This is a genomic window from Aminipila butyrica (assembly GCF_010669305.1).
Lineage (GTDB): Bacteria > Bacillota > Clostridia > Peptostreptococcales > Anaerovoracaceae > Aminipila > Aminipila butyrica.
Map to the genome: position 1 here is coordinate 1,352,428 of NZ_CP048649.1, position 11,664 is coordinate 1,364,091.

General features: G+C 43.6%; 5 protein-coding genes. 4 read left to right on the forward strand and 1 reads right to left on the reverse strand.

The annotated features are described in order from the left end of the window. Positions 1-15: 15 nt before the first annotated feature. The 4 genes from Ami103574_RS06495 (at position 16) to Ami103574_RS06510 (ending at position 10,725) form a co-directional block, all read left to right on the forward strand. Positions 16-879, forward strand: a complete 864-nt coding sequence (locus tag Ami103574_RS06495; RefSeq protein ID WP_163065865.1) for a hypothetical protein — start codon at positions 16-18, stop codon at positions 877-879. A 144-nt stretch (positions 880-1,023) separates the two neighbouring features. Continuing rightward, complete coding sequence (locus Ami103574_RS06500; protein ID WP_246213229.1) at positions 1,024-6,747, forward strand: S-layer homology domain-containing protein; 5,724 nt, start codon at positions 1,024-1,026, stop codon at positions 6,745-6,747. A 335-nt stretch (positions 6,748-7,082) separates the two neighbouring features. After that, the gene (locus Ami103574_RS06505) at positions 7,083-9,419 is read left to right on the forward strand and encodes a nitrogenase component 1 (RefSeq protein ID WP_246213211.1); all 2,337 of its coding nucleotides are present in this window, start codon (positions 7,083-7,085) and stop codon (positions 9,417-9,419) included. Then, complete coding sequence (locus tag Ami103574_RS06510) at positions 9,385-10,725, forward strand: nitrogenase component 1 (RefSeq protein WP_163065868.1); 1,341 nt, start codon at positions 9,385-9,387, stop codon at positions 10,723-10,725. Before Ami103574_RS06505 ends, Ami103574_RS06510 begins: the two co-directional genes overlap by 35 nt. 169 nt (positions 10,726-10,894) lie before the next feature. Here the strand turns inward: Ami103574_RS06510 and Ami103574_RS06515 are convergent, their stop codons facing one another. Beyond that, positions 10,895-11,368: a hypothetical protein gene (locus Ami103574_RS06515; RefSeq protein ID WP_163065869.1), complete on the reverse strand. Its 474-nt coding sequence runs from the start codon at positions 11,366-11,368 to the stop codon at positions 10,895-10,897. Positions 11,369-11,664: the final 296 nt, after the last annotated feature.

Sequence of the window (11,664 nt, forward strand, 5' to 3'; positions counted from 1 at the left end):
AATGGAGGTAGAAAAATGAAAAAAATGTTAAATTCTAAAATTATGGCTTTTGCGCTGTCGGCAGCGTTAGTTATGGGCATGTCCGCTACAGCTTTTGCATCAGACAGTGACCCCAACATGACTGACTATACGGGTCAATTGACGTATGTGGTGGATGCAGCTGATGTTACCGCTGGCGGTGCAGCAGTAGAACTGATGGCAGGCCCGGCAAATTCTTATTGGGCTTATACTGGATTCAGCACAGAGGCAGCAGCTGCTGCTGTGGAGTGGGATGTAGTGTCTGGAAGTACTGCAGGAATCGACATAGATAGTACGATGGCTTTAGAAGTAGACACCAATGAGTATGTCAGCTATGCTTACGTTACCATTGACTCTAATGTTACTTCTGGTGTAGCCAGTATTGTGGCTACCAATCCAGCCAACAATGCTTTTGTAAATTTCACCGTGCTGGTAAATCCAACTACATTGGTGTCGGCTGAGGCAGAAGATGTTAATTTTGAAGTGTATGCACCGGCAGCAACTACACCTACTGCATCAGGCACAATAGATGTTGCAGCAAATGGCTACTACTCCAACCGAAATTTTGTAACGGCTCTGGATGGCACTCCAGCCATGCTTTCTAACAGCATCATCCAAAATTACAGCATTCAATATAATGCAGTGGATTCCATGACCTTGGGAACAAATAAATATGGTCAGTATACAGTGGACAACGGTGATGGAACTTACACGTACTATGGCTGGCAGTATCGGGTTTACAGAGGTGGTAATGTAGTAGGTATCTCTGAAGTGTTAGGGGCCGACGATTTTGCCCTGCAGAGCGGCGACACGGTAGTTTGGAAATTTGGTTCATATGATGATGCCGGGCTTTTTAACTGATAATAGCAGGAAAAGGTGTCTAAGCGTACAATCGGATAAATAAGACAACATGCTAAATTAGCAGCAGGTCGGAAAAGGCTTTTTTCTGGCCTGCTGCTATATGTGTTAATAGTTGCATGAACACAGGAGAAAACGGTGAAGATAATGAAAAAACGAATAAAACACGTGCTGCTGACAGCGCTGATGGTTTCTGTAATTTTTACAGGCCAGCCTTTCTTTTCTTATGGAGAGACGGAAAGTACCTTGGAACAAAGTAATGTAGAGACAGCGCAGGCTGCTGAGGTATCCTCTGAGACACCTGACATATCCAACCCCGAGGCGCCTACTGAGTGGATAGAAAATAAGGAACCCGATGGAACTTTACTGCCACTTGAAAGCCCCAAGGATTCAGTAAGCACAACAGGAGCGGCAATTTCCAACAGTGCTTTGAGCCTGGAGGAGGCAGACTTGGAAATTCTGGACGAGCCAGTAACTGTAGCGGTAAAGTTTTATTGGAGCAAAGTGCAATTAAACTATGTAGAATTCTGTAATGAGGCGGGGGAAGTGAGTGGAAGTTTAACCCCAGACCTTTTAAAGGTACCTATGGGCAATTTCTCATTAAATTTAAAGCCGGGTATATACGCATATAAGGCTTATGGAAGCACAGAAAAAGATACCTTACTGGGATCCGGGTCCTTTGAGGTGATGGAGGCTGGCGGACAGAATATTTATTTGTCAAGAATTGCTGTAAAAATATCAAAGCCGGCGACAGATCCAACTATTGAGGATTACCTCAGTGGAGGAGACGTCATGGCTCAGGTGAAGCTGGGGAATGACAACTATGCCCTGCTGGAGGAAGGGGACGTAACAGACAATGGAAACACGGAGACTCATTCTTTTGTCGCTGCTGCAAATATAAACAGCGCAGAGGTTACTTGTGAGGTCACCCCTAAGGATATGCGTTTTGATGATGTCAGCGGCGCTGGTGCTGCTAAGTATTCTGCGTTGACTACCATTACAGCTACCCTGATGCCTTGTACGAAATCCATCAGCTTTCAGGTAACAAAGGGTCAGCCCTTTGGGCTGTATGCCAAGGGAAATGCTCATTATAAACAATTTAAAGAGTATACGCCTGCAAATGTAGATACGACCAGCAACAGCAATTATGACATTTATACATATGAGAAAATACGTACGGGCAGCATACACTATACGGCAGGAGGCGCTGGCAGCGGTTATTTAAAGTCCAGTGGACTTCTAGAGACCGGAAATTGGGGCAACGATAAAACGCCTATGTGGACCGTGGACTTGAAAAAGCTGAACAACGAGGACCGTAGGGATAATGGCTTTTATGAAGCCAACCTGTATCTGAATGTGGACGACAGCAAGCAGTTGAAACTGAGCGAGGGTCAGTCCTTCGATTTAGATATGTTTCGAACTTGGCAAGCAGTTAGTGGCATTATGGCAAATTATTTTATTGAGCCGGACTTTCATTTTGAGATTTTGGGTGACTCTGTGGAACTGACAGAAAAAGGTGGCCCAGGACGGCTGCAGCAGACCATTACTGGAGTAAAAAAAGGCATCAGCATCATCAAAGTTACATACGATGCCATGGAATATGATCCAGACATGAGTTACGAGGCAAACGAAATAAAACAAGGGAGTGTGCAATATTATAACGCCATTGCACCAGAAAATATTGGTATTGTCATTGTCAATGTAGCGGGTGACGCTTCAGCCAATATTAACACTAACATCAATCAGAGTGAATATGATACTATTTATTATACCAAGAGCACCAGAGAGCCAGAGGGGACTGTGTTGCCGGGAACAGACCACGCCGTGTATACCTTTTGGCCTACAGCACATGAAGAAATGACTGTGCGGGTGCATGACCCACTGCAGTCAGCTGAGTGGGGAAGTGGTTGGACCAGTTATGAGATTAGCAAAGACGGTAGTTATACGGTCAATTTAAAAGAGGGGAGAAATATCATCGAGATTGCAGCAGGAGATTCACTGGAATATTATGTAGTCAATGCAAAGGGACTCGATATAAAGATAGACAATCGCACCAGCCCCGGAGAAGGATTGAAAGTGGGAGAGACCGTGGGGATTTCTTTTGGCGGACTGAGCCAGCCAGTTCAGAAAATGGCCGGCATTTATAACCCAGGGTTTCCCAACGAATGTTGGGTGGAATACGAAACGGAGGCCGGGCGCATTCTGAAAAGCGGTGGTGTACAGTATGATCTGATTCTTTATAACACCCTTTCTTTTGTGCTGACAGAGGCAGGAGAGTTGGAGTTAGTCGGCGGGCAGATTCATGCCAGCCATCTGGGCAGCAAACTGGGGGCTCACCGAAGCATTCCTCTGACTGGAAAATATCCCAACCTGAATGCGGGAGGAGGAACCAATAGCCCATATTTTAGCACTCTGCCGGACATTCATCTGCAGGTGGAGTCCAACAGTCAGCAGGAGGAGCTATCTAAGCTGGATTATGCCCAGATAACTACTTCAAAACTAGGTGTATCAGGAACAAATGAGCGAGTCTTATGGTATCGAGCACCCAACTGGGCGGTACTCAATCAGCTTCGAAATCTTTATAGCATCTATAGTAGTACAAATCAAAAGATTGACCTGACTCCAACTATGCCGGAAACTTTTGATGGCACTCTTACAGCAAAATATAAGCAGGAAGGTGAAGATATATGGAATTCGATTTCTCTGGAGCCGTCTGGAAAAGTGACCACTTTATTTTCCAGTTTAAATGGTAACACTTCACCTGTGACCTATGTAGAAATAGCGGCAGCGCCGAAGGATTCCACAAAGGGTTATACTCAAACTTATACACTTCGTTTGTCGGGTACAAGTAATACAGAAACTTATGGAAAGACTCCATATATCACCAATATAGAGGTAATACCAGTACATGGAAAGGTAGACATGGAGCTTATTGATGGACAGCTTCATGCTATTGATCAGCTAGGAGAGGATTTAGGGCTTGGTTACGGGTTTTTAGGAACTAGAAATAATTATGAAGTCAAAGTTCCCTATAGTGTAGATCAGATTAAACTGAAGGCTACCGCTATGATAGAAGACAGTATAGAAACGGGCATAACGATTAATGGCGAGTCTGTAGGAAGTGGAGCAGAATCCCAGGTTATTGCTCTTCCAGAAGGAGAGAAAACCATAACCGTCACAGGGACTATAGACGATAAGACTATAAACTATACCCTGCATGTAATCCGAGCGGGGGCGCCGAAGACCGTTTCCTTCAACAACTGGACTGAGGGTGCGAAAATCGCCGTATACACTGCCAACGGAAAATCGACTAAGGCTGATGAGAAAGGAACGTATCTTCTGCCGGTAGCTAAAGGTTATTCCTATTATTATAGCAAACCGGGATATTTGTCTGTAACGAAAACATTTGATGTAGAGGACGGCACCACTGCTATAGAACTGCCGGAGTTACAGATAGTTACACAAACCTTTGGTGATGTTTCTGTTCGTGTCATGGCACAAGATCGAATTCTGAGAGATAAGACAACGATTAGCTTTACAGAAGATACTCTCTTGGAAACAGAGCATGATCTGGAAGTGCAGGGCTATGTTTCTCATAACTATGGCGGTTATACGGCACTGCATGCACTGATAGATGCGTTTGACACAGGAATTAGTAAAGTAGGTTTCACTTGCTATAAAGGTGTTCTGGTTCCAAAAGTAGATCTTAGCAAAGATGGGGCAGGCAGCAATGCTGGTTGGGTCTGTGAGGTCAACGGAAAAGTTTGCAATCCGGCAACTACCTTAGTAAATAATGGAGATAAAGTTGATTTTTATTATAATCCGGATTACAGCGCAGATATGCAACACGCTTGGTTTGAGGACAGTGACCCGGTCGTGACGGAAGGAAGTACAGCGGAAGTGATTCTGATGGCTACCAAAGTAAAAAACGACGGTTCTGCGGCGGCGGGGGTTGAAGGTGCTGCCATCAAGGTTAACGGAACAGAAGTTGGTACCACGGATGCTTCTGGTAAGGTAATTATTTCTGCAGAGACTATTAAGGAACCAGGTCAATATACTATTACCGCTCAAAAGCAGGAAGGTGGAAAGAACATTCTAACCTATGCTTATACCATCCTGACGGTAAAAAAGGCGGACACCGAACAGCCGACAGACGGCAAGATGACTGTCAAGTTCCGGCTTATCGGCGATGCCAAACATGCAAATGGCACCAACGGGCATGGCAAGTATGTGACTTGGATTGCAACGAAAAAAATGAGTTTTTCAGCAAAATCCGTATCAGTGTATGATGTCTTTACCCAGGCCTTGGATCAAGCGGGGCTGGAGTATGTAGGTGCAGAAAAGAATTATGTGCGCAGCATAACGGCACCGAAGGCTTATGGTGGATATAAGCTTGCAGAATTTACTAACGGTAAGAATTCCGGTTGGATGTATACGGTAAACGGATTTCATCCAGAATTTGGACTAAAAGACTACTATGTAACCAACGGCGATTCTATTGTTTGGCACTATGTTGATGATTACATCAAGGAGACTTCCTTTGAAGGCAGCAGACCGGAATATCCTAACAGATGGTTGGAAGCTGAGGATGTGGATCCGCCGACAGATGGCTCGGTCATAGATATGAGCAAGGGGAACGGCGGCAGCTTGACAGAGGAAAAGGAAAAGACCAGCACCATCACTGTTTCTACAGAGGCTAAAGTGGACAGCAATGGAAAGGCCACGGCTTCTATGGATAAAAAGGATATTACAGAAGCAATCAAGAAAGTGAAGGAAGCTGCCAGAACTGCTGAAAAGGCCAGCAACCAAGAAGTAGCCAAGAAGATTGTGCTGGAGGTAAAGGGAACGGAGAAGGTAAATTCTCTGGAGACGATTATACCAAAGGAGTCCATGAAGGAATTAAATGAAGGTGTAGATATCGTATCTGTAAAGAGCAGCATAGGTGAGGTGCGCTTGGATAAGGCCTCATTGGGAAGCCTGACCGCAGACAACGGAGATGTGAGCATCAGTATGGGTAAGAAGGATGCTAGCGGTATAGCAGCTCTTTCAGAGGCTGATAAAGGACAGATGAAGAACAGACCAGCCTTTGAATTTAGTGCAGCGGTTGGCGGCAAAGCGATTATGGATTTTGCTGGCAAGGTTATTATCAGCATACCGTATGAGAAATCCAGCAGTGAGCAGGAAGAAGCACTGATTATGTTTGAAGTGAAGGCAAATGGTAATTTGATTCCATTATTAAACAGCAAATACAGTGCTGGGCAAATGACAATGCAGAGCAATCACTTGGGCACCTTTATCATTGGCTATAACGAAGCCAAGTTCAATGATACGACAGATCACTGGGCCAAGAGCAGCATCACGTATCTGGCGGCCAGAGAAATCATCAAGGGCAAGGGAGCAAACTTGTTTGCACCAAACAGCCAGATTACACGATCTGAATTTGTGCAGATTTTAGCCAACCTTAGCGGAGCAGACCTGAGCAAATATACTGGATCAGATTTTAAGGATGTATCGGAAAAGGCTTGGTATGCAGCAGCTGTGGCTTGGGCAGCAGAAACGGGTATTACTGGAGGTACAGGAAATGAAAAGTTCTCGCCAGATGCCAACATTACTAGACAGGATATGTCGGTGATGATTGCTAAGTATGTGGCTAATGTAGACAAGGGAACTTTGGGAGAAAAGAATGCGGCCATCAAGTTTGCTGACAATAGTCAGATTGCTGGATATGCTAAGGAATCTGTGGCGGCTATGCAAAAGGCAGGCATTATTAACGGAGAGAAGAATAACTTAGGTTCTTACAGCTTCAATCCGAGTAACAATGCTACCAGGGCAGAAGCCAGTACCATGATTGCTAATTATATCAAGCAGTAAGAGGCACCAGGGGGAAGTATAAGGCGATTTAGCTTGTATGCTAGGACAAGCACTAGAGAAAATAAAAAATGGTATAAATGGCTGTAGCATTTTGTTACAGCCATTTCTGCATACAGGTGAAGTGTGGTATAATTATTTATAAAGCAGTATCTAACAAATAAGGCGAGTGCTGCAAAAACTGCAATACCCACGCCTCTTGATGCAATAGCTAAAATGCAAAGTTCTCCATTTGAGCGGCAGGCATTTTGAAAGAATCCGAATTTACATAGAAATCAAAAGATAGTATCTAGCTTCAATGTTGAAGTAAAATGCTTGATAGAAGAGGAAAGGGACATATGAGTGCATTACAAACTATGCCACATAAGGAAAGTATGAAACAGGAAATAGCCATTTACGGAAAAGGCGGTATCGGTAAATCGACCCTCAGTGCCAATCTATCGGCGGCATTGGCGGATTGGGGAAAAAGCGTATTACAAATCGGCTGTGACCCCAAACACGATTCTACCCGATTACTTTTAAACGGAAGAAAAATAACTACCATTTTGGATTATATCAAGATGACAGGAGCACTGGATTATAAAAAAGAGGATATTTTATTTCAGGGCTATCAGGATATCGGCTGTGTGGAGGCTGGCGGGCCGGAGCCGGGTGTGGGCTGTGCTGGCAGAGGGATTATCACCGCTTTTGAGCTGTTGGAGCAGTTTAAAATAAAAGCGGCTTATGACATCATCCTTTATGACGTGTTGGGGGATGTGGTATGCGGAGGATTTGCCGTACCCATTCGCAGAGAATACGCAGATACCATCTTTCTGGTGACTTCGGGGGAATATATGGCCATGTATGCCGCCAACAATATCCTCCGAGGAATAAAGAATTATGATACGGGCAAGTGCAGAGTCGCGGGGCTGTTATACAACTCCCGCAATGTGGAAGACGAAGATCGAAAAGTGGCGGCCTTTGCAGCGGCGGTGGGCTTGCCCATTTGTGCCAAGATTCCCAGAAGTGATGTATTTGCCCAAGCAGAACGGGAAAATAAAACGGTTGTGGAACTACTTTCTCATAAAGGGGCTGAAGAGGACGTGAAAGACCTTCAAGAAGAAGAACAAAAAATAAAGGAGCTTTTTCGTTCTTTAAGCCAAACCATCATCGAGGGCATACCGCTGTATGAGGCTAAACCGTTGACAGATGATGAGCTGGAAGCAGTCATTTACAATACGGTAAGGACCGCTGCTGGTGCAAGTGAGGAGAAAAGTCGGTGCGCGTTCAACAATGATTTGAAAGAGGAGGCGATTCTAAAGGAAGAATCAGGTGGTACGAGGGAAGGAAAGGGAAATGAGCTGACCGCAGCTAAAAACACGGACACTCACCCCTACTTATCAAAAAACGTCATTCGCAATGAGCCCCTTCACGGCTGTGCTTTTAATGGAGCGGTAACCATGAGCGTACATCTTACAGATGCGGTTGTATTGGCGCACGGGCCTAAAAGCTGTGCGTATCTGTCCTATCAGACCATAAGCTCCGCGGGCAGGCGAAGACTTTTTGAGCGGGGCTCTCTGATGCCGGTGGCGATCTCTCCTAATTTTCAATGTACGGATATGAACGAAACAGATATGATTTTCGGCGGAACCCAAAAGCTGATGGAGACAGTAGAGGCGGTGAAGAGGCAAAAGCCAAAGGCAATTATCGTCATTAGTTCCTGTCCTGCTGGTATCATCGGAGATGATATTGAACGAGTCAAAGGGTTGGCGGAACCAGACCTGCCGATTGTCACCATAAAGACCGATGGAAATTTATCTGGAGATTACTTGCAGGGCATGCTTTTATGCTATACCGAGCTGGCGGCCCAGGTAATTGATAAAAGTGTCAGAGCAGAGAAGAAAGTGGTCAACATTGTTTTTGAAAAAGTGGTGGCAAAGAATACGGAAAGTAATTTTCAAATCATCAAAGCGTATTTGGATCAACTGAATATCTCTGTCAATTGCCGCTTCTTATGCAACACCTCTTTTGACAGCCTGAAAAATTTCTGTAAAGCAGAGCTGAACCTGCTGGCTTATAGAGATTATACCGGGATGATATTAGAGAAATTTTTTACAGAAACCTATCAATGTAAGTTTTTTACACAGCAATTTCCGGTTGGCTTTGCCGAGACAGAACAGTGGCTTTTAGAAATAAGTGCCGCTATGGGGGAACGGGAGACAGCAGAAAAAATTGTGATGGACAATAAACAGATCTATGAAAAGAAAATTGGACAAATAAAAGAGACCTTGAAAGGTAAGAGGCTCCTGATTATTACCTACAATCACAATCTAGACTGGATATTGACCGCAGCCCTTGATGCCGGATTGGAAGTTGTGAAAATTGGCATATTAAACTTTTCACAGGATGAAGGCTTTAGAACACAGCTCCATTTGGATTGTCCGATTGAAGAGAATTATGATAAAGAAGAACGGGAAAAGGATATTGAAAAATACCAACCGGATATCCTGTTGTCCAATTATGAATCCGGCAGGGCCTATAAGCATACCATGACGGATACCATTCCTATGTGCCCAGACGTAGGATTTTTCTCGGGCTGTAATATGGTAGAAAGATGGGCATCCTTAATCAAATCAAATTTACAGGGAGAATGGAAGCAAGATGAACGATTATTTGCAAAATATTACACCGGATAGCTTTTCTGGCATTGTCTTCGGGTTGGAGGGACTTTCCAACACCATTGTTTTAATAAATGGGCCTACTGGCTGTAAATTCTATCACGCGGCAACCTCCGATAATCAAAGTATCAAACAGCTGCAATTCGACTCGTTAAACTACCCCGAGCAATGGTATTTTGGCCAGCCTCGAGTTCCGTGTACTTATTTGGATAAGCGCGATTATGTGTATGGCAGCAAAGATAAAATTATAGAAGCTTTAAACTTTTTTAAGGAAAATATTAATTTTGATATGCTTTGTATTGTTAATTCGCCGGGAGCATCCCTAATCGGGGACGATTTAAAGGGCATTACGGAAGGTCTTTGTGAAAATCTGCCTTGCGTGCTTATACAGACGCCAGGTTATTCCAAGACCGTGTGTGAAGGCTTTGAAGCTGCTATGATACAGCTGTTTTCTCAATTTTTAGAACAGGGCTGGCTGAAAAAAGACCTTAAAAATGAAAAAGAAAGGAATCGCTCATCTCAAAAAACGGTCAATTTGATTGGTTTGTCTATTCTTCATAAATATGTGGAAGGCGATGTGAAAGAACTGACCCGTTTGTTAAATCTATGCGGGATTCAGGTCAATGCAGTTTTAGCCTGCAATCTGACCATGAAGCAATTAGAACGTGTAGGTGAAGCGGATTTAAACATTGTCATTCATGCAGAATATGGACTAAGGACGGCAGAGTATCTGAAAGAGGCTTTTGGCACCTTCTATTATCTGTGCCAGGGTATGCCGGTGGGCTTCAAGGCCACGGAAGACTTCCTCCGGGGCATTGTCAAGGCTCTTGGTGCCGATGAAAGGAACATGAGCAGCGTGGTAGAAGAAAGCGAGCGAGCAAGGGCTCGGGCGTACGTCTATTTATCCAGATTAAATTCCTTAACCGGACTGCCAAAAGGCGTGAGGTTTGCGATAGAGGGGACCTGGTCAGAATGTTATAGTTATGTTACTTTTTTAGTAGAATATTTCGGCATGGCAGCAGAAAGCATATCCGTATTGAATGCTTCCTGGGATTCTGGGCACATGGAGGAGAAACTACGGGATTTCTTAAGGCTCCATCAGATGGAGGAAGCACTGGAAAGAAATATTTTAGAAACCAGCAGTGAGCTGGTGCTTGCCAATGCCAATACCATCGCCAAGCTGAAACTTCGGGGACTGATTTTCAGCGGTATAGAAATCTCGCTGCCGTCCATGGGATATATAGACGTCATTCCTAAGACTCACGTAGGTATTTCGGGGGCATTGCTTTTAAGTGAACAGGTGATAAACGGCATGATGTTTTAGAAAGCTGAATCAGGAAATTCAGCAAAAGTGGCAGTAATTATGGAAAAGGATGGTGTTTAGAAGCCATCCTTTTTAGGATGTATGGCGGACGTGTGGACAATCGGTGACGAATATCCTTAAATTCCTGGTGGCCTACTTGACCACAAGGACAAAGGAAGGAAAAAAAAGGCTAAAATTTAAAATTGCGCAGAATGTATTCATTCAAAAACGAATCATAAAGTGCGCCCCATATCATATTTTCTTTGTAATAATACAGTTCTTTTTTAGATAAATCAACAAGGATTGGCATTTCAAACGCGGACCAATGCTTGGTTGGCCTCTGGGATACAAAAGATATGGCAGATGAATCTATGTTGTCCGAAACTAAGATACTATAACTAACCACTCCATTTTGAAGACCTCTAGGAAGACCTTTTTTATGTTTACAAGCATAGTGTAAACAGTTTTGCGTGTAGCTTTTTATTAAGTGCTCGTCAATCTTATCGGCATAGGTTACAAATGAAAATATTTTTAACTTTGTAGCAAGCCATCTCCATTTAAACACTTCATCATATATGACAAGGGCATCGAACCCACCAATATTTGTCCGTGTTGTATTGATAAATTTGTCTTTAACCTGTAAAAAATATTCTTGATAATCCATTTATAGCACCTTTCTGTTATATAAATTTACTTCTAGAGTCTAAGGGTTTACGACTACCAGATTAAAGGTATTTTATTTGGTAGTTCTATACAATAAGTTTACCATGGTACTGGGCGGCTTTCAAGTTTCTCCTTAGGAACAACGAAAAGGGGCAAGGTTCCGAAGATAATTAAACCAGGCGGTAGTAGGAAGAGAAAAAATATGATATTATAAACACACGAAACCAGATGATAAACGCTGCGTAGTGCTTTATAATATGGAGAAAGCATTTAACGGAAAAAAAATTTCGGATGTGA

Bases quoted from the DNA above. Each gene is read 5' to 3' on its own strand.
- Ami103574_RS06495 (WP_163065865.1), top strand. From the start codon at position 16: ATGAAAAAAATGTTAAATTCTAAAATTATGGCTTTTGCGCTGTCGGCA.
- Ami103574_RS06500 (WP_246213229.1), top strand. From the start codon at position 1,024: ATGAAAAAACGAATAAAACACGTGCTGCTGACAGCGCTGATGGTTTCT.
- Ami103574_RS06505 (WP_246213211.1), top strand. From the start codon at position 7,083: ATGAGTGCATTACAAACTATGCCACATAAGGAAAGTATGAAACAGGAA.
- Ami103574_RS06510 (WP_163065868.1), top strand. From the start codon at position 9,385: ATGAACGATTATTTGCAAAATATTACACCGGATAGCTTTTCTGGCATT.
- Ami103574_RS06515 (WP_163065869.1), bottom strand. From the start codon at position 11,368: ATGGATTATCAAGAATATTTTTTACAGGTTAAAGACAAATTTATCAAT.